Annotated in this window: 21 protein-coding genes; 13 read left to right on the top strand and 8 right to left on the bottom strand. The window is 65.6% G+C overall.

What is annotated here, in order from left to right; genetic code table 11:
• Positions 1-311: 311 nt before the first annotated feature.
• Positions 312-1,049, top strand: coding sequence for a ZIP family metal transporter (locus tag ACFPK0_RS08845; protein ID WP_377339901.1), 738 nt, complete (start codon positions 312-314; stop codon positions 1,047-1,049).
• 45 nt (positions 1,050-1,094) lie between these two features.
• Here ACFPK0_RS08845 and ACFPK0_RS08840 read toward each other — a convergent pair whose 3' ends face one another.
• Positions 1,095-1,982: a manganese catalase family protein gene (locus ACFPK0_RS08840; protein WP_056603685.1), complete on the bottom strand. Its 888-nt coding sequence runs from the start codon at positions 1,980-1,982 to the stop codon at positions 1,095-1,097.
• A 399-nt stretch (positions 1,983-2,381) separates the two neighbouring features.
• Here ACFPK0_RS08840 and ACFPK0_RS08835 point away from each other — a divergent pair, with 399 nt between their 5' ends.
• The 3 genes from ACFPK0_RS08835 (at position 2,382) to ACFPK0_RS08825 (ending at position 4,179) form a co-directional block, all read left to right on the top strand.
• Complete coding sequence (locus ACFPK0_RS08835; RefSeq protein ID WP_377339898.1) at positions 2,382-2,834, top strand: PA2169 family four-helix-bundle protein; 453 nt, start codon at positions 2,382-2,384, stop codon at positions 2,832-2,834.
• A 224-nt stretch (positions 2,835-3,058) separates the two neighbouring features.
• The gene (locus tag ACFPK0_RS08830) at positions 3,059-3,928 is read left to right on the top strand and encodes a YihY/virulence factor BrkB family protein (protein WP_056079037.1); all 870 of its coding nucleotides are present in this window, start codon (positions 3,059-3,061) and stop codon (positions 3,926-3,928) included.
• Between the two features lie 74 nt (positions 3,929-4,002).
• On the top strand, positions 4,003-4,179 hold the full coding sequence (locus ACFPK0_RS08825) for a DUF3606 domain-containing protein (protein ID WP_082520106.1): 177 nt from the start codon (positions 4,003-4,005) through the stop codon (positions 4,177-4,179).
• Positions 4,180-4,316: 137 nt separating this feature from the next.
• Here the strand turns inward: ACFPK0_RS08825 and ACFPK0_RS08820 are convergent, their stop codons facing one another.
• Entirely contained in the window at positions 4,317-5,156 is an 840-nt protein-coding gene (locus tag ACFPK0_RS08820) for an autotransporter outer membrane beta-barrel domain-containing protein (RefSeq protein WP_377339896.1), read from the bottom strand.
• 225 nt (positions 5,157-5,381) lie between these two features.
• Between ACFPK0_RS08820 and ACFPK0_RS08815 the strand changes: the two genes are divergently transcribed.
• The gene (locus tag ACFPK0_RS08815; protein WP_377339893.1) at positions 5,382-5,600 is read left to right on the top strand and encodes a hypothetical protein; all 219 of its coding nucleotides are present in this window, start codon (positions 5,382-5,384) and stop codon (positions 5,598-5,600) included.
• A 10-nt stretch (positions 5,601-5,610) separates the two neighbouring features.
• Here the strand turns inward: ACFPK0_RS08815 and ku are convergent, their stop codons facing one another.
• On the bottom strand, positions 5,611-6,552 hold the full coding sequence (ku, locus tag ACFPK0_RS08810; RefSeq protein WP_377339891.1) for a non-homologous end joining protein Ku: 942 nt from the start codon (positions 6,550-6,552) through the stop codon (positions 5,611-5,613).
• 132 nt (positions 6,553-6,684) lie between these two features.
• Between ku and ACFPK0_RS08805 the strand changes: the two genes are divergently transcribed.
• Positions 6,685-7,692, top strand: coding sequence for an SDR family oxidoreductase (locus ACFPK0_RS08805; protein WP_377339888.1), 1,008 nt, complete (start codon positions 6,685-6,687; stop codon positions 7,690-7,692).
• A 47-nt stretch (positions 7,693-7,739) separates the two neighbouring features.
• Positions 7,740-10,307 carry a DNA ligase D gene (ligD, locus tag ACFPK0_RS08800; RefSeq protein WP_377339886.1) on the top strand — a complete coding sequence of 856 codons (2,568 nt, stop codon included), beginning with the start codon at positions 7,740-7,742 and terminating at the stop codon, positions 10,305-10,307.
• 362 nt (positions 10,308-10,669) lie between these two features.
• On the opposite strand, the gene ACFPK0_RS08795 is transcribed toward ligD, so the two are convergent.
• Positions 10,670-11,230, bottom strand: a complete 561-nt coding sequence (locus ACFPK0_RS08795; RefSeq protein WP_377339883.1) for a type 1 glutamine amidotransferase domain-containing protein — start codon at positions 11,228-11,230, stop codon at positions 10,670-10,672.
• A 164-nt stretch (positions 11,231-11,394) separates the two neighbouring features.
• Between ACFPK0_RS08795 and ACFPK0_RS08790 the strand changes: the two genes are divergently transcribed.
• Genes ACFPK0_RS08790 through ACFPK0_RS08780 form a run of 3 tightly spaced genes read left to right on the top strand, consistent with a single transcriptional unit; the run spans position 11,395 to position 12,445 of the window.
• Positions 11,395-11,553, top strand: a complete 159-nt coding sequence (locus tag ACFPK0_RS08790) for a DUF3309 family protein (protein WP_082520107.1) — start codon at positions 11,395-11,397, stop codon at positions 11,551-11,553.
• Between the two features lie 15 nt (positions 11,554-11,568).
• Positions 11,569-12,258: a UdgX family uracil-DNA binding protein gene (locus tag ACFPK0_RS08785; protein WP_377339879.1), complete on the top strand. Its 690-nt coding sequence runs from the start codon at positions 11,569-11,571 to the stop codon at positions 12,256-12,258.
• Between the two features lie 37 nt (positions 12,259-12,295).
• Positions 12,296-12,445 (top strand): hypothetical protein, encoded by a 150-nt coding sequence (locus tag ACFPK0_RS08780; protein WP_156458326.1) that lies wholly within the window; start codon positions 12,296-12,298, stop codon positions 12,443-12,445.
• A gap of 91 nt (positions 12,446-12,536) precedes the next feature.
• On the opposite strand, the gene ACFPK0_RS08775 is transcribed toward ACFPK0_RS08780, so the two are convergent.
• The 4 genes from ACFPK0_RS08775 to lexA are packed head-to-tail and all read right to left on the bottom strand — an operon-like array spanning position 12,537 to position 18,339.
• Positions 12,537-15,617 carry an error-prone DNA polymerase gene (locus tag ACFPK0_RS08775; protein ID WP_377339877.1) on the bottom strand — a complete coding sequence of 1,027 codons (3,081 nt, stop codon included), beginning with the start codon at positions 15,615-15,617 and terminating at the stop codon, positions 12,537-12,539.
• Complete coding sequence (locus tag ACFPK0_RS08770; protein WP_377339875.1) at positions 15,614-17,083, bottom strand: Y-family DNA polymerase; 1,470 nt, start codon at positions 17,081-17,083, stop codon at positions 15,614-15,616. Before ACFPK0_RS08770 ends, ACFPK0_RS08775 begins: the two co-directional genes overlap by 4 nt.
• A gap of 12 nt (positions 17,084-17,095) precedes the next feature.
• Positions 17,096-17,719, bottom strand: coding sequence for a translesion DNA synthesis-associated protein ImuA (gene imuA / locus ACFPK0_RS08765; RefSeq protein ID WP_377339873.1), 624 nt, complete (start codon positions 17,717-17,719; stop codon positions 17,096-17,098).
• A complete protein-coding gene (gene lexA, locus ACFPK0_RS08760; protein ID WP_377339871.1) occupies positions 17,719-18,339 on the bottom strand; it encodes a transcriptional repressor LexA in 621 nt (206 codons plus the stop codon). Before lexA ends, imuA begins: the two co-directional genes overlap by 1 nt.
• A 142-nt stretch (positions 18,340-18,481) precedes the next feature.
• Between lexA and ACFPK0_RS08755 the strand changes: the two genes are divergently transcribed.
• The 3 genes from ACFPK0_RS08755 to ACFPK0_RS08745 all read left to right on the top strand — a co-directional run bounded on the left by ACFPK0_RS08755 (position 18,482) and on the right by ACFPK0_RS08745 (position 22,684).
• Positions 18,482-20,905: a DEAD/DEAH box helicase gene (locus tag ACFPK0_RS08755; protein WP_377339869.1), complete on the top strand. Its 2,424-nt coding sequence runs from the start codon at positions 18,482-18,484 to the stop codon at positions 20,903-20,905.
• Positions 20,902-21,786: a ribonuclease H-like domain-containing protein gene (locus ACFPK0_RS08750; protein WP_377339867.1), complete on the top strand. Its 885-nt coding sequence runs from the start codon at positions 20,902-20,904 to the stop codon at positions 21,784-21,786. Before ACFPK0_RS08755 ends, ACFPK0_RS08750 begins: the two co-directional genes overlap by 4 nt.
• Before the next feature lie 73 nt (positions 21,787-21,859).
• Entirely contained in the window at positions 21,860-22,684 is an 825-nt protein-coding gene (locus tag ACFPK0_RS08745; protein ID WP_377339865.1) for an isocitrate lyase/PEP mutase family protein, read from the top strand.
• Positions 22,685-22,742 lie beyond the last annotated feature (58 nt).

The following is a 22,742-nucleotide window of genomic DNA, read 5'->3' as shown; positions in this document are numbered from 1 at the left end:
CGCCGGATCAAAGCCGCGTCAATCACAACCGCGCCGAAGTGGGCTGCGAACGGGAGAACAAAATTTCCAGCCTGCCGGAGAGGTGTGACTGCTCTCCCATGGTTGCCTCCGGTTCCTGATGATTGGCCGAGGTGTCGCCGTACACATTCACGCCCCGGCGATTCCCCCGGCGCCATGCTTGCGCGCGCTCCAACGTTCCGAAGGGGAACCCGCATGCACAACCCATTGCCCCCGCCGGCGCCTCCGGCGCAAACTGGCCAGGCGTGATTCCCTCCCTCTCCCCGGTACTTGCGGCATTTCTGAGCGGCTGCGTGGCGGCGGCTGCCACGGCGGCAGGCACCTTGCCGGCGCTGTTCGCGCGCACCATCGCGCAACGCACGCAGGACACCATGTTCGGTTTCGGCGCCGGCGTGATGCTGGCGGCCAGCGCTTTCTCGCTGGCCCTGCCCGGCATCCACGCGGCGCAAAGCCATGGCGCCGGGCCGTGGCATGCGGGCGGCATCGTGGCGGCGTCGATCCTGGTCGGCGCGTCGCTGCTGCTGTTGCTGGACCGCGTCGTGCCGCACGAGCATTTCATCAAGGGCCCGGAGGGGCTTTCCTCGCAGCGGATCAAGCGCGCGTGGCTGTTCGTGTTCGCCATCTGCCTGCACAACCTGCCCGAGGGCCTGGCCATCGGCGTGGGCTTTGCCGGCACCGATACGGCACACGGCCTGGCGCTGGCCACCGGCATCGCGATCCAGGACATACCCGAAGGGCTGGTGGTGGCGGTGGCGCTGATGGCCGCCGGCTATGCGCGCGGCTATTCGGTGATGGTGGGCATGGCCTCGGGCCTGATCGAACCGGTGGGTGCGGTGATAGGCGCCGGCGTGGTGGTCGATTTCCCGCTGCTGCTGCCGGTCGGGCTGGGCTTCGCCGCCGGTGCGATGCTGTTCGTGGTGAGCCACGAAATCATCCCCGAGTCACACCGCCAGGGTCACGAGAATTTCGCCACTGGCGGCCTGATGGTCGGTTTCGTGATGATGATGATGCTGGATACGGCCTTCGGTTGATGCTGCCGCGCCCGGGCCGGTTCGCGGCCCGGGCAGGTGGTCGATTTACTTGCGTTTGGTCTTTTTGGCGGATCCCAGATCGACACCGGTACGCGGGTCGGCCTTGGGATCGGACGTGGTGCGCTTGGCCATCCGGTTGAGCGCCTTCTGCTCCTCCGCGGCAAGCGTGACTTCGGGCAGGCCGCTGCCGCCATCCATCGCCAGGAACCGCTCGCGATCGCTGAGGTAGTCGAAGTTGTCGTCACTGTTCCAGGAGCCGCGCATGTCGCCTTCGCCCTGGGAGGTGTTCACGTAGACACTGGCGAATTCAGGCATCCCCGGCAGCTTGCCCGGCGGGAAGTTCGGCTCGATCGAGTACAGCGCCTTCTCGAACGATTTCTGATGCGACATTTCCCGCGTCATCAGAAACCCCAGCGCCTCCTTCACTCCCGGGTCGGCGGTGACGTTGATCAGGCGCTCGTAGACGATCTTGGCGCGCGCCTCGGCGGCGATGTTCGAGCGAAGGTCGGCCGTGGGTTCACCGATGCTGTCGATGTAACCGGCGGTCCACAGCTGGCCGCCTGAATTGGTGAGCGCCGGTCCGCCGCCGTACAGCACCTGGGTGACATGCGAATCGTTGCCGGCTCCTTGCAGCGAGCGGAACAGTTCGGCTTCCTCCTCGACGGCTTCGGCCAGCTTGCCCTTGGCGCCCTTGTTGAGCATGGCCACGATCGTGCCGATGATCTCCAGGTGGCTCAGTTCCTCGGTGGCAATGTCCAGCAGCATGTCCTTGCGCCCTGCATCGTCCTCGGCAAGAGCCTGGGTGAAGTAGCGCATCGCAGCGGCGAGTTCGCCTTGCGGGCCACCGAATTGTTCCAGCATCAGGTTCGCGAGGCCGGGGTTGCACTCGGAAACGCGAACGGAATATTGCAAACGCTTGTTGTGGGCGAACATGGAGCTCTCCTGTGGCAGGTGGGCCTCGAATTACATCGTTGCCTGTTCATCCATGAGTGACCGGTCGCGTGCTGCCGGCAGGCGCCGGCCATGTCGACGAAGGGACCCGACCGATCGCCGGCCGTACTGGAAGGTCCCGGGAACTGTCGGCGAAGCTCGCCGACATCCATGTCGAGGTGGATGCATTGGGAGGATCGCCAGCCTTGCCCATCCAGCATCAATGGCCCGTCAAAAGTACGTGTCATGAACCGTAATCAACCGCGTCCAACGACATGACAGGTGTTGAACATTGCCTAGCCATCGTCGTCACGCGTGCGCTTGTCTACTGATCCGGCACGGCGACTCCCCCTCGCCCCAACCCGGCAGGCGCCCGACGCCTGGCACAAAGGAGAGCAACACATGAGCAATGATCACGACATCAAGGTGTTGAACAGCCTCGTCGAAACCACCCTGGACAGCGCCGAAGGCTATGCCGAAGCGGCGAAGGACGCCAAGAGCACGCAGCTCGTCTCGCTGTTCCAGGGGCGCGCCGGCGAACGCCGCCTGGCCGCCTCGACCCTGCAGCAATGCGTGCGATCGCTGGGTGGCAAGCCCAAGGACGATGGCACGGTGCTCGCATCGGCCCACCGCATGTTTGTGAACCTGCGTACCAGCGTCACTTCAGCGGACAACACCGCCGTTGTCGACGAAGTGGAACGCGGCGAGGACCACATCAAGCACAAGTTCGAGGACGCCATGAACGACAACGAATTGTCGCCACCGGCGATGTCCGCCATCAGTGACGTCTACGTTTCCGTGCGCAATGGTCACGACCAGATGCGCGACCTGAAGAAGATGCTGCACGCGGCCTGATCGATCTCGCGGGAGGGACGGCCCCTGGCCGTCCTTCCCCCAGGGCCCAAACGCTTTCCGCGAGGCCGGTTTCAACCAGGCCATCGCACAAACCCGTCGAGCGACCGCTCCGGGCATGGCGAATCCCCCCCCGGCGTCACCCGCCCACCCAACGCTCCCGCTGGCAAACGCCGCGTTCACTGTCCGTGTGCGATTTCATGCCTACTGCCTGATGAGGGACCCTCATGCGTGTATCGCAATTCGTCGTCGCCGTACGCAAGGCCATCAGCGGTGTCGGTGAAGATGCGCTGTTGACCCGCGCGGCGGCCATCGCGTTCTACTCCGCCCTGTCGTTCGCGCCATTGATCGTGTTGCTGCTGTGGGTGCTGGCCGCGCTTCGTCCGGAGTGGCAGGGGCAGCTCACCGATGGCCTCGCTTCCATGCTGGGCGAGAAGGCCGCGGGCGCCATCACCCTGGTGCTGCAGAACGCGGAATCGCAACCCACGCTGGGCAATATCGCGGGCATCGTCGGTCTGGGCATCACCCTGTTCAGTGCCTCCGTGGTGTTCGCGCAATTTCAGGAGTCGTTGAACGCGATCTGGGATATCGAGGCGAAACCGGGCAAGGCGATCACGGCGTGGCTGTGGGCCCGGGCGCGCGCCATCAGCCTGCTGGTGGGTATCGCCTTCCTGCTGATCGTGTCATTCGTGGTGAGCACCTTGATCCACATTTTCGTGCCCGCCGATTCGCTGGCCTGGATCATTGCCGAGCGGGTCATCTCGCTGCTGGTGTTCATTGCCGCGTTCGGTGCGATGTACCGCGTATTGCCTGATGCCCACATCGCCTGGGCGGACGCGTGGCGTGGCGCGCTGCTGACGACAGTACTGTTCATCGCGGGCAAATACGTGATCGACCTCTATATCCAGCACGCCAGCGTGGGTGGCGCCTACGGCCCGGCCGGCGCGCTGGTGGTGCTGCTTACATGGGTCTATTACGCCGCCATCATCGTGCTGGTGGGTGCCGAACTTACCCACGGCCTGTCCCTGGCCCGCGGCGAACCGGTGAGGCCCCAACCCCAGGCCGACAAGACAGACGACACCCATCCACCAGGCTGAGTCTGCAAGCCCATCGACCATGCTTTCACTGGCGGTATGCAACATCTGCCATCCCCTTCCCCGAGGATGACACGATGAGCGACGACAAGACCCTGCGCACGCCCGCCGACGCCCAGCGCGTGAACGTGGGCGAGGATTACGAAGTGCGGTACTGGACCAACAAGTGGAACGTGACGCCGCAGCAATTGCGCGCCGCCGTCGACAAGGTCGGCGTGATGGCCGATGACGTGGAGCGTGAATTGCGCAGGTAGCGAGGAGCGCCCCCCTTCCGCCCTATCGGGCACCTTCCCCCGCAAGCGGCGGAAGGAAGCTTGCTGTTTCGAGGGCATGACTGTTTCCTTCCCCCGTGCAACGGGGGAAGGTACCCGGCAGGGCGGATGGGCGGCCTTCAGAACCTGAAGCGCGCAAACAGCGACGGACCCGAGAATTTCATGTCCAGGCCGTCATTGAAGTGCTCGCGATGCTGGTGCAGGGAAATCCTGCTGTATCCGTACTCGGCGCCCAGGCCCACGTGCTCCCAGGGAAACCATTCAAACCCTACCGATGCGTTGTAGATATGGCCGCCCAGGCGGCTGCTGTTGCGCTTGACGCCGGAGAGGTCGACGTACATGCGCATGGTGTTGGCAAAGGCATGCCGCCAGCCCAGCTGCAGCATCGGCGCCCAGGCGTTTTCGCTGGAACTGCTCGATGCCTGCACTACTTCGTCGTTGAGCCGCGCTTTGCCGCTGATGCTCGCATGCACGCCGTAGTAGGCCGCACCCAAGCCGATGCCGAAGACGTCGTTGCCACTGCCCATCCACCAGCGATAGGCGGCACTGCCGAAATTGAAATTGAGCTTGCCGCGGGCCGATGCCGAGGCGATGTAGTTGGTGCCGCCGTAGGAGAAATCGCGCGTCATCGATTTGGTGCGGGTGCGTCGGGCGTCGTAATAGTCGAACGAAAAGCCCTGATGGTCGCCGATCAGGAAATCCAGCCTGGCGCGTGGTGTGGTCTTGTGGGAGTCGAAGCCGAGGTCGTTCTCCAGATCCACCGAACCGTAGTGGTCACCGCTCTTGTCGCTGGCGCCAATCACCGTGTCCATGTGCGTGTAATAGCCACCCACCCACAAACTGGCGCGATCGAGTGCTGGCGAGTGTTGGGCCAATGCTGCGGTACTCATCATGGCCAGCGGAAACAACAGCAGGCTGCGAGCGCGACGATGCGCGCAAGTGGAGAAACCTCGATTCATCTTGTTTCGGACTCCGGGGGTGGGGAGTTCGCAATCTAGTCAGCGCGTCGTGTACGCGTTGTTGATGAGCGGCCTCGACAATGAACGGTTGCGCGGTTCATTCATCACGCAGCACAAACCTGGATGGCGACACTGTGTCGTTTGCGCCGCCCATCGTGTGGTGGTCAGCGCGACAAACCGCCGACGCCCCTGCTTTCAGCGCTGCACCAACCTGCGAGGTAATCGATGACCATCTTCAATGGCCCCTCCCTGATGACCCGCTTCGCGGGCAGCGACATGAAGTACGTGCCGCCCGGCCCACCCCCGCCCACGCCAACCGATCCCACCCGACCGGGTGAACCGGCACAGACGCCGCCGGAACCCGAGCTGCCACCCGTCGAACCGCACAACCCTGACCTGCCCGAGCGCCCCCTGCGCGCTGGCAGCCGGCGACTGACGCCGTAAGCGTCAGCGCTCAGGCCGATTTGCGACGCGTGGTTTTTTTGGCCGTCTTTACCGCTGGCTTCTTCTTGCTGGCTGACTTCTTGGCCGCCGCCTTGCGCGGCGCCTTCTTTTCGGCCGTCTTCTTTCCCGCTGCCTTGCTGGCCGGCGTGCGGTGCTTCGTTTCCAGGCTTTTCTGCAGCAAGGCCATGAAGTCGACCACGTTGGTGCTGGCGTTCTCGGGTGCCTCACCTTCATCCTCGGTCGGCGGTGTGACCACGCCCTTGGATTTCATGCGCTTCTCGATCACCGCGCGCAGGCGCTCACGGAATTCGTCGCGGTAATCGCCGGGCGTCCACTCGTCGCTCATCGATTCGATCAGCTGCTCGGCCATTTCCATTTCCTTGGACGTGATGCGGTAGTCCGATACGTCGCCCTCGGGGATCTTGTAGTCGCTGGCGTCCACCAGCTCCTGCGGGTAGCGCAGCAGCATCAGCAGCAGGCCGTTGTCGCGCGGCATAACGGCCGAAAGATATTCGCGGGTGCGGATTACCACCCGCGCAATGCCGATCTTGCCGGTGCGCTTGAGTGTCTCGCGCAACAGCACGTAGCCCTTCTCGGCCTTCTTGCCGGGCACCAGGATGTACGGCTTCTCGTAATACTCCGGCCCGATCGAGCCCGCATCCACGAAGGTTTTCACCTCCACCGCCTCGCGCCCTTCGGAGGATGCCGATTTGATGTCGTCCGGCTCCAGCACCACGTAGCTGCCTTTTTCGTACTCGAACGCCTTGACGATTTCCTTCCACGGCACCTCCTCGCCGGTTTCCGCGTTGACGCGCTCGTAGCGCACCGGTGTGTTGCTGCGGTTGTCCAGCATGCGGAAATGCAGATCCACGCTGCGCTCGCCCGACATCAGCGAGACGGGCACGTTGAGCAATCCGAAGGAGAGGGTTCCGGTCCAGATGGGACGCGCCATGGTGTGTGCTCCGGCGAGGGATTCGCCCACCGACTATGGCCATTGACCCGTGGAGAGGCTGTCAAGTTTTTCACCCCGGATCAACGGGATGCTGGGTAGCGTCGAACGTCCAGCCACCGCACGGGTTTCACCATGGCCACCAGCAAGAACACCCCGCAGAAATCCCGTACCCGCAAGACCGCGGAGAAAGCGCGGGATATCCAGCGCGGCGTGGAACGCAAGGAACAGGACAAGCCTGCCAAATCGGCAAAAGCCGCCAAAAAAAGTGCACCACAAACCGCCGAGCGCAAGAAGCCGGAAAACCCGTTGCCGAAGCAGCATCAAAGCAAGCCCGGCAGCGAGAAGGATCTGGACCCGCGGCCCCAATTCACCGCCCCCACCTATGCCGGCAGCGGCAAGCTGACCGGCATGACCGCCATCGTCACCGGGAGCGACTCGGGCATCGGCCGCGCCGTGGCCGTGCTGTTTGCCCGCGAGGGCGCCGATGTGGCCGTGGTGTATCTGTGCGAGGACGAGGATGCCGCCGAAACCCGCGATTACGTGGAGGCGGAAGGCCAGCGCTGCCTGCTGATCCGTGGCGACGTGAAGGATCCGAAGTTCTGCAAGAGTGCGGTGGAGAAAACGGTGAAGGCGTTCGGCAAGCTGTCGATCCTGGTCAACAACGCCGCATTCCAGCAGCACGCCGAATCCATCGAGGACGTCACCGACGAGCATCTGGACCAGACCCTGCGCACCAACCTGTACGGCTATTTCTACATGGCGCGCGCCGCGTCCCCGCACTTGGGCAGCGGCGATTCGATCATCAACACCGGATCGGAAACCGGCCTGTTCGGCAGCAGCAAGTTGCTGGATTACTCGATGACCAAGGGCGGCATCCATGCATTCACCAAGGCACTGGCGTCCAACCTGGTGTCGCGCGGTATCCGCGTGAACGCGGTGGCGCCGGGCCCGGTGTGGACGCCGTTGAATCCCGCTGACAAACCCGCGGAGAAGGTGAAGGATTTCGGCAAGCACAACCCGATGGGGCGCCCCGCCCAGCCGGAGGAACTGGCGCCCGCCTACGTGTTCCTGGCCGCGCCCTCGTGCGCCAGCTACATCTCCGGCGCGGTGATTCCGGTGATGGGCGGGCCCACCGGCTGACCACCACACCGTTGCCGTTATACGCGACCACTCGCCGGACAGGCACGATGACCGAACTGCAGGAATACCGCCGCAAGCGCGACTTCAGCAAGACCCGCGAACCCGCGCCGGACGCTGCGGTGGCGTCGGAGCGGCGCTCGCTGTTCGTGGTGCAGCTGCATCACGCCAGCCGCCGCCATTTCGATTTCCGGCTGCAGGTGGGCGACGTGCTGAAAAGCTGGGCGGTACCCAAGGGCCCCAGTTACGACCCGGAAGTGAAGCGCCTGGCGGTGGAGGTGGAAGATCATCCGGTGGCCTATGCCACGTTCGAGGGCGATATCGAGCACGGTTATGGCAAAGGCCATGTCGACCAGTTCGACCTGGGTGTGTGGACCACCGAAGGCGACGCCGAAGCGCAGATACAAAAAGGCCACCTGCGTTTCGAGCTGTTCGGCAAGCGGCTCAAGGGTGGCTGGCACCTGGTGCGCAGCGGCCGCAAGGAGCGCCAACCGGCGTGGTTCCTGATCAAGGCCAAGGATGCCTTCGCGGGCGACGTGGAGGCGGACGATCTACTGGACAAGAAGATGATCGCCAGCACCAAAGCCGCCGCGAAAACCCCCGCCACCAGGGCCGCCGCCAGGAAATCCACGGCGCGCAAGAAGGCCATTCCCAGGGGCACGAAGAAAATACCGCGCGCCCGCCTGACGAAAATCGCCGCCGGGTTGGATGGTGCGCGCAAGGCCAAGGCCAGCAATGATTTCTTCAAGCCCGAACTGGCGCGCCTGCGCGACACGGCGCCGGCCGGCGACGACTGGCTGCACGAAGTGAAATGGGATGGCTACCGCATCCTCACGGCGATTGCCGATGGCGAGGTGAAGCTGTGGTCGCGCAATGCCCTGCCCTGGAACGACAAGCTGCCCGACATCGTGCAGGCGCTGGAGTTGCTGGGGCTGCAATCGGCCCAGCTCGATGGCGAACTGGTGGCGCTGGATGCGCAGGGGCGCAGCGATTTCAACGCGCTGCAGAAAACCCTCTCCGGCGAGATGCAATCGCCGCTGGTCTACATGCTGTTCGACATGCCCTACTTCGAGGGCTTCGACCTGTCGCGCGTCGCCCTGCTCGATCGCAAGGATCTGCTGCAACAACTGACGGCACACGCGCCACGCCACCTCGCCTTCAGCACGCATGCCATCGGCAACGGCGAGCAGGCGTTCAAGATGGCCAGCGAGCAGCAACTGGAAGGCATCATCTGCAAGCGCGTGCAGTCCACGTATCACCCGGGCCGGGGCGACGACTGGATCAAGGTGAAGCGGCTGGAAAGCGACGAGTTCGCCGTGGTGGGATACACGCCACCCAAGGGCAGTCGTAGCGGTTTCGGCTCGTTGCTGCTGGCCCGGCCCGATCCCGACACGTCCTCGGGCTGGATCTACGCCGGCCGCGTGGGCAGCGGCTTTTCCGACGAGCAGTTGCGCGCGCTGAGCAAGACCATGGACGAGAAAGGCAGCACGAAACCCACGGTGGCGCTCGCCGGCGTGGACCCGCTGCTGCGCAACGCGCGCTGGATCAAGCCGACCGCTGTCGCCGAGGTGTATTACCGCGGCATCGGCAACCAGAACCTGCTGCGTCAACCGAGCCTGAAAACCATGCGTACCGACAAAAGCCCCGCCGACCTGCTCGATTCCGACCGCGCCATCGGCAAGACCCGCAGCAAGGCGACGAAGAAGGCGGCCAAGGCCAAGCCGCGCGGCGACGTCACCCGATCCGCCGACATCACCATCAGCCACCCCGACCGGGTGGTGTTCGCCGAAGGCAGCATCACCAAGCAGGATGTGGTCGATTACTACACGGCGGTGATGAAGTGGTTCCTGCCCGGCGTGATCGATCGCCCCACGTCGGTCATCCGCTGCCCCGAGGGCGCAGGCAAGGCCTGTTTTTTCCAGAAGCACCTGATGCAGGGTCTGAAGCATGTGGGCAGCGCCAAGCTGAAAGAGGAGTCTGGCGCGCAAGCCGTCTACATCTATCCGCTGGATGCCAGCTCGATCATCGAGCTGGTGCAGTTCGGCGTGCTGGAATTCCACCCCTGGGGCTCGACCGTGGAGAATCCCGACAAGGCCAACCGCGTGGTGTTCGACCTGGATCCCGGCGACAACGTGGCGTGGGAGCGCGTGGTGGCCGCCGCCCGCCTGGTGCGCAAGCTGCTGACGCAGCTGGGCCTGGAATCGTTCCTGCGCACCACCGGCGGCAAGGGCCTGCACGTGGTGGTGCCGCTCAACCCCGGCTGCCCCTGGCCGATGGTGAAAGGCTTTGCGCAGGCATTCGCCTCCACCCTGGCGCAGGCGCATCCGCTGGATTTCGTGGCCACCGCCACCAAGTCGCAGCGCAACGGCAAGATCTACGTGGACTACCTGCGCAACAGCCGCGGCGCCACCAGCGTGGCCTCGTATTCGCTACGCGCCCGTGCCGGTGCGCCGGTGGCCGTGCCGCTGCGCTGGAGCGAACTGGGCAAGCTGAAAAGCGGTCACGATTTCGATATCCATTCCACGCCCAAACGGCTGGCGCGACTGCGCTCGGACCCATGGAAAGGCATCGACGATGTGAAGCAGAACCTGGACAACGTGATGAAGCGCCTCGCCTGATCTACCGATATGGACGTCCATTCAAACCCCCGCCACTGAACGGAGCAGCTCATGCCGGATACGGATCGACCAAAACAACCACCAGGTACCTCGGGCTATCCCGAGCCGCAGCCAAGACCGAAGCACGATCCCGCGCAAATGCCCGACGCAGATACGCCGCACGAGCCGCAGAATGTTCCGGAGAGCAAACCCAATCAGCCCAAGTAAGTGTGCTTGACGGGAGGTTCGAGGGCGCCCTTCGACTTCGGCCCTGCGGGCCTACGCTCAGGGTGATCGGTGGTGAAGCATCAGCGCCTCACACTCCACCGATCACCCTGAGCGTAGCGAAGCGAAGTCGAAGGGCATCCATCGCCAGGAACGATCTACGCGCCACCCACCTCTTCCAGCGCCGCCATGACCGCACCGGAAAACGCGGGAATGTCCTGCGGTTTGCGGCTGGTGATCAGCTGGCCGTCGCGCACCACTTCGCTGTCTTCCCATTGCGCGCCCGCATTCTCCAGGTCCTTGCGCAGCGACGGCCACGAGGTGAGCTTGCGCCCCTTCACCAGGCCCGCGTCGATCAGCGTCCATGGCCCATGGCAGATCGCGGCGATCGGTTTGCCTGATTCGCCAAACCGGACGATGAAGGCAATCGCATCGGGTTCCAGCCGCAGCTTGTCCGGATTCATCACGCCGCCGGGCAATACCAGCGCGTCGTAGTTTTCCGGCCGTGCGTCCTTCAGCGCCACATCCACGTTTACCGGGTCGCCCCAGTTCTTATTGTCCCAGCCCTTGATCTGCGTGGCGCCGCCCGGCGCGATCACGTCGACATGGGCGCCGGCCACTTCCAGCAGGCGTTTGGGTTCGGTCAGTTCGGATTGCTCGAAGCCATCAGTGGCGAGTACGGCAACACGGCGGCCGCTGAGTTTTTCGGATTCGGTCATGGCGTTTTTCCGGGGTGGGGAGAACGCGCAGCTTCGGCCTTTTCGCATGGACGTCGCGTCAAGTTTCTTTGACGGGGCATGCACGAGGGGCTTGCCATGGTGCATGCCGTGACAGGCGCCACGCCTGCACCCGCATCATTCGCTCATCACTCAAGGACGCTGCCATGTCGATGTCACTTCTGCTGATCATCGTGTTGATCATTTTGCTGATTGCCGCGTTGCCCACCTGGCCGTACAGCCGCTCGTGGGGTTATCGCCCGATGGGCGGGTTGGGGATCATCGTGATCATTGTCATCGTGTTGTTGCTGCTTGGCGTTTTCTGACCGGCGGATGCGCCAATGAAGGCCGCCACCCTGGTGTCCGGGCGTGCCGCAGGCACTGCAGGAAACGCCCGGCACCTTCCCTTGGCCAAGCCCGTGGCGGAAATCCCCACGGGCAAGCTGGTGACGTTGCGCCGCAAGGCGAAAACCTGTCGGGCCTGCCCACTGTGGCGCGATGCCACGCAAACCGTATTCGGCGAAGGGCCCGCCTCCGCCAAGGCGATGTTGATTGGCGAACAGCCAGGCCTGCAGGAGGATCAATCGGGCAAACCGTTCGTGGGGCCGGCCGGACATTTGCTCGATCGCGCCCTGGACGAAGCCGGGCTGGATCGCGACACGCTTTACCTCACCAATACCGTCAAGCATTTCAAATACGAAATGCGTGGCAACACCAAATTGCACAAGCGCGCCAACGCCTCCGAACAGGCCGCGTGCCGCATGTGGCTGGCAGCCGAGCTGCTGCGGGTGCAGCCGCGGGTGGTGATCGGGTTGGGCGCGATGGCGGCCCAGACACTGTTCGGCGATGCTTTTCGCATCACCCGCGAGCGCGGGCAATGGCGCGAACTGGGCGAAGATGTACGCGGCATGGCGACCTGGCACCCTTCCGCGGTGCTGCGCATGCCCAAACCCGACCAGCGCCATCAGGCTTACGCGGAACTGGTGGCCGACCTGCGTGACGTGGTCGCCGTGCTGGCGGACATGGCGTGATGTTCGACCTGATCCACAAGCGCAGCAGGAGGCTGTCATGAAAAAGCGCCGCCGATGGATAGGGCTTATCGTGCTGATGGCCGCCCTGGTCACGATCCTGGCGATCGGCTTCTATCGCAGCGTCACCGGCCAGGATACCCATCCCGAGGACAGCAGCTCGCCGACTGAATCGTCCAAACCCTTGTAGGAGCGCACCCTGTGCGCGATCGCTCTTCGTCACGTCACCAAAAGCATTCGCGCACAGGGTGCGCTCCTGCAACAAACTGGGCACCCTGCGCCTAATGGAAATCCCGTGAGCGCGTATCCAGTGCACCGAGCAGCGGGGTGAGATCCTTGAGCCGGTGCGCGATCAGGTGGCTGACGCCATCCACCTGCTCCCACTGCCCTTCCACGGCGAGCAGGCGCGCCTGCAGCAGCGGCAGTCGCTGGGCTTCAGCCACATGACGCCATATCACTACGTTGATCAGCCCATGCTCGTCCTCCAGCGTCACGAAGATGATGCCGCTGGCGGTTTGCGGTTGCTGGCGTGATGTCACCAGGCCGGCCACGCGCACACGGCTGTTGTGGGGTTGCCTGCGTAGTGCCTTTCCATCGATGCAGCGTGCGGCATTCAACCGGCTGCGGATCTGCCGCAGCGGATGCACGCCCAGACTCAGGCCGGTGCGTGCGTAGTCCGCCAGCGTGTCTTCGGCCTGCGTGGGCAATGGCAGGATCACCGCTTGCTCGGTCGGACTTGCGTTGCCGAACAACGGCAGTTGCGGTTCGACCCCGGCCACGGCCCAGCGCGCTCGATGGCGATGGCCGGCCAGCCCTCGCAGGGCCGCCGCATCGGCCAGCAGTTCCTGGTGACGACGATCGAGACCGGCCCGCGAACACAGGTCGGTGATGTCGGTAAAAGGCCGCTGAGCACGCGCGGCCATCAACCGCAGCGCGGCCTTTTCGGAGCATCCACGCACCATGCGCAGGCCCAGGCGGACGGCGCGGGTGCTGGTGTTGCCATGTGGATCGGGCTCCAGCGTGCAATCCCAGTCGCTGAAACGCACATCCACCGGATGTACTGCGATGCGGTGGCGCCGCACGTCCTGCACGATCTGGCTGGGCGCGTAGAAACCCATCGGCAGCGAATTGAGCAAGGCGCAGGCAAACGCCGCCGGGTAATGGCATTTCAGCCAGCACGAGGCATAGACCAGGTTGGCGAAACTGGCTGCGTGCGATTCGGGGAATCCGTAGGAGCCGAAGCCCTTGATCTGCTCGAAGATGCGCGCGGCGAATTCCGCCGTGTAACCGTTCTTCAGCATGCCCCGCATCAGCTTGTCGCGATGCGGCTCCAGCCCGCCGTGACGTTTCCATGCGGCCATCGAGCGGCGCAGCTTGTCGGCCTCGCCATCGGTGAAGTCGGCCGCCACGATGGCCAGTTGCATCACCTGCTCCTGGAACAGCGGCACGCCGAGCGTGCGTTGCAACACCTTCCTGAATTGCGGCGATGGATAGTCGACGGTTTCCTCGCCATTCCGCCGCCGCAGGTACGGATGCACCATGTCGCCCTGGATCGGGCCGGGCCGCACGATCGCCACCTGGATCACCAGGTCGTAGAAAGTCGCCGGCCGATGCCGCGGCAGCATTGCCATCTGCGCCCGGCTTTCGATCTGGAACACGCCGACGGTATCGGCGCGCTGGATCATGGCGTAGGTTGCCGCGTCATTCGGCTCGATGGTGGCGATGGTCTTGACGACGCCATGCTCGCTTTCCAGCAAGCCGAAGCATTTGCGCAGGCAGGTCAGCATGCCCAGCGCCAGGCAGTCGACCTTCAGCATGCGCATGTAATCGAGATCGTCCTTCTCCCACTGGATCACGGTGCGATCAACCATCGCCGCGTTTTCCACGGGCACCATCTCGCTCAGCGAGGTGTTGGAAATCACGAAGCCGCCCACGTGCTGTGACAAATGCCGCGGCATGCCGATCAGTTCGTGGGTGAGTTTCAGCACGCGGCGGATGATCGGGCTGTCCGGATCGAAACCCTGTTCGCGCAGCCGCTCCTCCGCCGAGCTGTCGCCCCAGCCGCGCGCAAAGATATCGCTGAGCTGGTCGACCTGATCCAGCGGCAGGCCCAGCGCCTTGGCCACGTCGCGCACCGCGCTGCGGCCGCGGTAGCAGATCACGGTGGCGGCCAGCGCGGCGCGCTCGCGACCGTATTTTTTGTAGATGTACTGGATCACTTCCTCGCGCCGCTCGTGCTCGAAATCGACGTCGATGTCGGGCGGCTCGTCGCGGTCTTCGCTGATGAAACGCGCCACCAGCAGTTCGTTGACCTCCGGGTCCACCTCGGTCACGCCCAGCGCGAAACACACGGCGGAGTTGGCGGCCGAACCGCGGCCCTGGCAGAGAATTTCTTTGCTGCGCGCGAAGCGGACGATGTCGTGGACGGTGAGGAAAAAGGCTTCGTATTGCTTCGACGCGATCAATGCCAGTTCGTCGTCGATCAGCTTGCGCACCTTGTCGCTGATGCCGTTCGGCCAACGCCACTGGATGCCTTCTTCGGCCAGATGGCGCAGCCAACTGCTTGGCGAGTGGCCTTCAGGTACCAGCTCAGCCGGATAGTCGTAGTGCAGCTCGCTCATGTGGAAGGTGCAACGCTCGGCGATGCGCACGCTTTCCTGCAGCAGGGCATCGGGATAGAGCTCGGCCAACACATCGCATCGGCGCAGGTGTCGTTCGCCATTACGGAAGATCAGCGCGCCCGCCTCGGCGATCGGCACGCGATGGCGGATCGCCGTGAGCGTGTGCTGCAAGGCCAACCGCCGGCGCACGTGCATGTGCACGTCGCCGCTGGCTACCAGCGGCATTCCGAGCGTGTGGCCAAGCGCCTGCAGTTCGCGCAGGCGGGCGGCATCGTCGGGGCCGCGATGCAGTTCCACCGCCAGCCAGGCGCGATCGCCGAAGGTGTCGCGCATCCAGCGGCCGTGCGCGACATCTGGTTGCAGCCCGGGCATCCACAACGCCAGCGTGCCCGGCATGCCGCTTTCCATGTCTGCCCGGGTGAGCCGATACGTGCCCTTTTCCGAAGCGCGGCGGCCGCGCGTGATCAGTCGGCAGAGTTCGACATAGCCCTGCTTGTTCTCGCACAGCAGCACCAGCTTCGGACCATCCTCGAGCTGGAATTCGGCGCCCACGATCAGTTTCAGGTCGAGCTCGGTCGAGGCCTGGTAGGCGCGCACGATGCCGGCCAGCGAGCATTCGTCGGTGATCGCCAGCGCGTGGTAACCACAGGCTTTGGCGCGTTCGAACAACTCGCCGGCCTTCGACGCGCCGCGGCCGAAGGAGAAATCGGACAGGCAATGCAGCTCGGCGTAATCCGTCATGCGAACCAGCCCTGCAGCATCCAGCCCGCCTGCTCGCCCGGCGCGCAGAACGCCCACGCGTACTGGCCCAGCGACGTTTCCACCACGTAGTAATCGCGGCACACCTCGCCACCATCCCACCAACCGGTTTCCAGCCGTTCGGGACCGGCCAGGATGCGCGGCTCGGTGCCGCGCAAGGGAATGGGGCGATCCAACAGCCAGGTGGGGCGTGGTCCAATGCTCTGTAGGAGCGGCTTCAGCCGCGACGCTTTTGAGGCCGAGGCAGATTGAGAAGCATCGCGGCTGAAGCCGCTCCTACAGGGATTTCCCGCAATCGACTGCGCCCGCTCGGGCCGCGGATCGGTGGTGCTGTCCAGTTGATGCACGGCGCGATCGCCCAACCGTGCGCGCAGGCGTTCGCGCAACTGATCGATCGGCAGCGCGTTGGCGGGTCGGTCGTCGAACAGGTCGCGGCCGGCCGGTACGAACGGCGGCAACTCGCGCGCGATGAGCCGCATCGCCAGCACCGGCTCGGGCAGTTGCACCTGATCCAGCCGCCCGCGCGCCAGTTCAAACAGCATGCCAGGTTCGCGCTCCGGCGTGAGCAGGCCCACCGGCACCTCGGTAACCCTGCCGTCACGATGTTCCAGCCGCAGCGTGAACCGTTGCACGCCACCATCGCGCCCCGCCAGATAGGCGGCCAGATCGCCGGTCATGCGACGCAGGGGGAATACCAGCGAGGCGATGTTTTCCACCTCGTGCATCAACTCGATGCGCAGGTCGAAAACGTCGGGCGGACGGTAGGCATCGAGCCCCGCGGGCAGATCGCCGGTCAGCCGATCGAGTGCCTCCAGCAGTTCGGCGCCGAAGCGTCGGCGCAGGCCATCGCGCGGCAGCGCCAGCAATTGCCCCAAGCTGCGGATGCCCATGCCGGGCAAGGCTTCGGCCGCCAGCGCCGGCAGGCGGCTCTTGGCGATAGGCACGCCTTGCAGCGCGCGGCGCATGGCATCGGACGTCAGCACCGCCTGCCCGTCGCTGACGCCGGCCAGCACATACGCGGCGTGCGGCGTGGGCGCAGCGGTGATGCGGTGGCGAAAACCCAGCGCGGCAAGATCCGCGCGCAGCATCGCCTCCAGCCGCGGCCAGGGACCGAACAGGCCCATGCTGCGGCTTACCTCAAGCACGATCGCGTGCGGCAGCAGGCTGACCTCGGAGCTGTAGCGATACGCCACGGCGGCAAGGAAACGGTGCCAGCGATCCACCGCGTCGCGGTCGTACGGCACGGCATCGAAACGGGTCAGCAGGGCCTGCGCGGCACTCAACCGCTGACCCACGTGCAGGCCGGCATCGCGCGCCTCGCGATTGGCGGACACGATGCTGCGCGCGTTGACCGGGCCGCTCACCAGCACCAGCGGCCCGGTCTGGGGGTTACGACGAAGGACGCCGTCCAGCGCCAGGTGCGGCAGCACGATGCAGGCCCACAACATATCCGCCGACCATCAATGCAGGGCGCGGCCGAGCGGCACCGGCTGTGCCGGCACCGACCCGCCACGGCATTTGCGCACCCACACCTGGGCGCGGGGCGCAGCTTCCAGCTCCAGCCGCAGGGCCGCCGGCGACGCGTGCGGCAGGTGCTTGCGATCGCGGAAGGCGAACGCCAGCGCCTGGCCGTGATCCGCCGCCACCTGCAATCGCCGCAGCGTGCGGTCGTCGGCCTGGCGCGGCCACGCCAGCACCGCCGCGCAACTGCCCGAGCGCAGGCATTGCTCCATCGCCCAGGCCACGTCGTTGTCGTCAGCGGCGACGATGTCCACGCGGCGCATGTCCACACCCTGCTGCTGCCAGCCGGCCACGCACGGCAGGTAGGGCGGCGCCACGATCACCACCGTCCGCCCGCCCTGGGTGAGGCGCGCCAGGCTGGGCAGCACCAGCCGCAACTCGCCCACGCCATCGGCGGGCAGCAGGATTTCCGATAGCGCTGCCGGAGGCCAGCCGCCAGCCGGCAGCACATCATCGAGCGCGGCCCAACCGGTGGGCTGCTCGCCCGCCGGCAGCGGCACCGCTCGCCCGCGCCAGACCTGCTGCGCATCCAGCAGCGTGGACAAGGCCACCACGGCGCCCATCAGCTGCCCCTCAGCAGGCCCGCGAACAGACCTTCGATGGCGAAATCCTCGGTGGGATCGGGGTCGATCGGCTGGTAACCCGGGCTGTTCGGCAGCAGCCGGATCACGTCGCCCTGCCAGTACAGCCGCTTGATGGTGAAGCGGTCGCCGCCCACCCGCGCCGCCACCACCTGGCCGTGGCGCGCCACCGGCGTGGCGTGCACGCCCACGATGTCCTGGTCGAGAATGCCTTCGTCGCGCATCGAATCGCCGACCACGCGCACCAGGTAATCGGGCTTCAGCCGGAACAGCCAGCTGGATACGCGCAGCGTGCGCTCCACCCGTGCATCGGAAAACAGCGGCTCGCCGGCGGCGATACGACCCACCAGCGGCAGCTCCATCGTGTCCGCGTCCAGCGGGTCGGTCGAGGTCACCAGGCGGATGCCGCGCGAGCGGTTCGGCTCGATCAACAGCCGCCCTTTCGCCTCCAGCGAGCGCACGTGTTTCAGCACCGCGCTGACGTTGGCCAGGCCCATGGCCTGGCCGATCTCCTCCAGCGTAGGCGCCTGACCGGTGTGGTCGAGGCGGTCGCGGATGAAATCCAGGATGTTGGATTGGCGGGCGGTGAGCTGCAGGGTCATGGCTGGTATCTTTTCACCTTTTGTGGTGAAAATGAAGAAGGGAAAGATGAACGTCGCGGTTCGACCGAGTCTCGCCCTGCGTGATCTCAGCGGATGAGACCGCCCCTTGCTGTCATGCCGCCCTGCCTGCCGAGATCCGCCGATGAATGCCCTGCCCGACCGTTACCACGCCGCCGACGAACTGGTGCTGCGCAGCCCCGGCGATGGCCGTTCGCTGGCGCAGCGGCTCAACAAACGCTACGGCGCGCGCATCACTGGCGCATTCGTATTGCCCGCGCAGGAAGGCCGCTACGCGCCACTGCCGCCCGACCTTCCCCCGGCCCTGGCGCAGGCGCTGCGCAGTCGCGGCGTAAACCAGCTCTACAGCCACCAGGCCGAGGCCTGGACCGCCACCCAAACCGGCGCGCACGTGGCCGTGGCCACGCCCACTGCGTCGGGCAAGTCGCTGTGCTACACGCTGCCGGTGATCAGCGCGGCGATGCAGCAGCATGCCAAGGCGTTGTACCTGTTCCCCACCAAGGCGCTGGCGCAGGACCAGGTGGCCGAGCTGCTGGAGTTGAACAACGCCGGCGAGCTGGGCGTGAAGGCCTTCACGTTCGACGGCGACACGCCCGGCGACGCGCGCCAGGCAATCCGCCTGCATGGCGACATCGTGGTCAGCAACCCGGACATGCTGCACCAGGCGATCCTACCGCATCACACCAAGTGGGCGCAGTTCTTCGAGAACCTGCGTTATGTGGTGATCGACGAGGTGCACACGTATCGCGGCGTGTTCGGCTCGCATGTGGCCAACGTGATCCGCCGGCTGAAACGCGTGTGCGCGTTCTACGGCGTCACCCCGCAATTCATCCTGTGCTCGGCCACCATCGGCAACCCGCAGCAACACGCCGAGGCGCTGATCGAGGACGCCGTCACCGCCATCGTTGAAAGCGGCGCGCCGGCCGGCGAGAAGCACGTGCTGCTGTGGAACCCGCCGGTGGTGAATCCCGACCTGGGCCTGCGCGCCTCGGCACGTTCGCAAACCAACCGTATCGCGCGGCTGGCGATCAAGTCGGGCCTGAAGACGCTGGTGTTCGCCCAGTCGCGCAGCATGGTCGAGGTACTCACCAAATACCTCAAGGACGTGTTCGACCACGACCCGCGCAAGCCACCGCGCATCCGCGCCTACCGCGGCGGCTACCTGCCGAAGGAGCGCCGCGCGGCCGAACGCGACATGCGCGCGGGCAGCGTCGACGGCATCGTCAGCACCTCGGCGCTGGAGCTGGGCGTGGATATCGGCTCGCTGGACGTGGTGGTGTTGAACGGCTACCCCGGTTCCGTCGCCGCCACGTGGCAGCGCTTCGGCCGCGCCGGGCGGCGGCAGCAATCCGCATTGGGCGTGCTGGTGGCCAGCTCCGATCCGCTGGATCAGTACCTGGTGCGGCATCCGGAATTCTTCCAGGGCGCCACGCCCGAGCACGCGCGCATCCAGCCCGATCAGCCGCTGATCCTGCTCGACCACATCCGCTGCGCCGCGTTCGAACTACCGTTCGCGGGCGAGGAAATATTTGGCAACGAGGTGGCCACGCCGTGGCTGGACGTGCTGGGCGAGGAAGGCGTGCTGCATCGCGAGGGTGACCGCTGGGAATGGATCGCCGACAGCTACCCCGCCATCGCGGTATCGCTGCGCTCGGTGGCCGACGGCAATTTCGTGGTGGTCGATCGCACCAACGGCCGTCAGGCCATCATCGCCGAAGTCGATTACAGCGCCGCGCCGGTGACCTTGTACGAAGGCGCCATCCACATGATCCAGTCGGTGCCCTATCAGGTGGAACGGCTGGACTGGGAAGGCCGCAAGGCCTACGTCACGCGCACCGAAGTCGACTACTACACCGACGCCATCGACTACACCAAGCTGAAAGTGCTCGATTGCTTCGACAGCGCCGGCGCCGGCCGCGGCCAGGCGCATCACGGCGAAGTGCACGTGGTGCGCCGCGTGCCCGGCTACAAGAAAATCCGCTTCTACACGCACGAAAACATCGGCTACGGCCCGGTCAACCTGCCCGACCAGGAACTGCACACCACCGCCGTGTGGTGGCAGTTGTCGCAGACGGTGCTGGCCTCGGCGTTCGAGGATCGGCAGCAGGCGCTGGATGGTTTCCTGGGTGCTGCGTACGCATTGCATATCGTGGCCACCGTGGCCGTGATGGCCGAGGCGCGCGACCTGCAGAAATCGGTCGGCAGCGGCGACGGCGCCTGGTTTGTCAGCGCCGACCTCAGCGGTCGCGGGCAGTTGCGCGGCAGCGACGGTCAACCCACCGCGCTGGCGCCCGACGCGCCGTTCACGCCCACCGTCTATCTGTACGACGCCTTCCCCGGCGGCATCGGCCAGAGCGAGCCGCTATTCCAGCGCCGCGAGGATCTGGTGGCCCAGTCGATCACCCTGATCGAACGCTGCGATTGTCGCGCGGGCTGTCCCGGCTGCGTGGGGCCCATACTCGCGGCCGACGAGCACCATGACGAAATGGACGTCCAGACGCCCAAAGCGCTGGCGTTGCGCGTGCTGGCGCTGCTGGTGGCGCTGTGAGTGCCCTGGCCACCAAGCTGCGGCAATTGCGGGCGGATGCGGGGCAAACGTCGTCCATTGCTTCCGCTCGCTCCCCTATTACCGTTCTTCCTGAGCGTAGCGCAGCGAAGTCGAAGGACACGTCGCCGAGCACGCACAAAACCCTCTCCCCCGACCTCCGCCGCCTGCTGCAACGCCACGCCCAACTCAAACGCGGCCCGGCGTACCTGGCATCCAATGACCGCGACGTTCCCGGCATCGAACTGTCCCCCGGCCTGCGCTACACCGAAGCCAACGTCGACTGGCTCGCCCCGCCCGACATCGTCGACGCCGCCTTCGCCCGGATGGAGTCGGTACACCATCGCCGCCTGCTGCATTTCGACACCGAGACCACCGGCCTCGCCGGCGGCACCGGCACCCGTGCCTTCATGATCGGCGCCGCCGACTGGCACGACGGCCGCTTCCGCATCCGCCAACTCACCATCACCAGCATGGCCGCGGAAACCGCCATGCTGCGCACCTTCGCCAGCTGGCTGGCCGACGACACCGTGCTCGTCAGCTACAACGGCAAATGCTACGACTCACCCCTGCTGAAAACCCGCTACCGCCTGGCGCGCCTGCCCGACCCGCTGACCGGGCTGGGCCATCTGGACCTGCTCCACCCCGTGCGCCGGCACTGGAAAGGCCAATGGGAAAACTGCCGCCTGGCCACCGCCGAACGCGAACTGCTCGGCGTGGTGCGCGAAGATGACCTGCCCGGCTCGGAAGCCCCCGCCGCCTGGCTCACCTACCTGCGCGGCGGCTCCGCACGAAACCTGCGGCGGGTGCTGGCCCACAACAACCAGGACCTGAAGAGCCTGGCGGGTGTATTGCTGTACATGGCGCGGCTGCCGCACCAATGAATACGCCGGTGTCCCGCGCGCCTCACGGCAAACTCGATGCGGCCCTCCCCCAACTCACTCCGGAGCCATCCCCATGACAGCGATCAATCACGCAGCCACCTTCCGCCAATTGCATCAGCACGGCTTGCTCCTGCTCGCCAACGCGTGGGACGCGGGCAGCGCCCGGCTGATTGAAAGTCTCGGCGCCAAGGCCATCGCCACCACCAGTGCCGGTGTGGCCTGGGCCAACGGTTACGCCGATGGCAGCCACTTACCCATGCAGCAATCGATCGCCACGATCGCCAATATCGTCCGCGTCATCCGCGTGCCGCTCAGTGTCGATTTCGAGGACGGCTACGCCAGCGATCCCGCGACCGTCGCCGACAACGTCGCCCGCGTGATCGACGCCGGCGCGGTCGGCATCAATATCGAGGATGGCGCCGACAGTCCCGACCTGCTCGCCAGCAAGATCGAGCGGATCAAGCGCATGACGGCCCAGCGCGGCGTCGACCTGTTCGTCAACGCCCGTACGGACGTCTATTTGCGTGGCCTCGCCAGCGATGATCGGCGCGTCGAGGAAACGCTCGCCCGCGCAGCGCGGTATCGCGCGGCCGGCGCCGACAACCTGTTCGTGCCCGGCGTGGTCGATGCCGACGACATCCGCCGCATCGTCGAGAACGCGGGGTTGCCGTTGAATGTGATGAGCCGGCCCGGCCTGCCCGGCGTTCCGGAACTGACCGCCCTGGGCGTGCGGCGGCTGAGTGCCGGAGCGTCGATTTCGATAGCGACCCTGGATTGCGTGGCCGGGCTCACGAGCAGTTTCCTGCACCACGGCGAGGGCAACCCGGTACCCGGCAAGGCGCTGGATTACGGCGCGATCAACAAGCTGTTCGACGGCATCGAGGCCAGGCAACAGTAACGCCGCGCTCGTCGTACGACGCCATGCCCCGGGCGCTGGGTCGCAACCGATCCGGCCG

The organism is Rhodanobacter ginsenosidimutans, assembly GCF_042655685.1.
GTDB classification, from domain to species: domain Bacteria; phylum Pseudomonadota; class Gammaproteobacteria; order Xanthomonadales; family Rhodanobacteraceae; genus Rhodanobacter; species Rhodanobacter ginsenosidimutans.
This window is presented reverse-complemented; position numbering and strand designations above follow the sequence as displayed.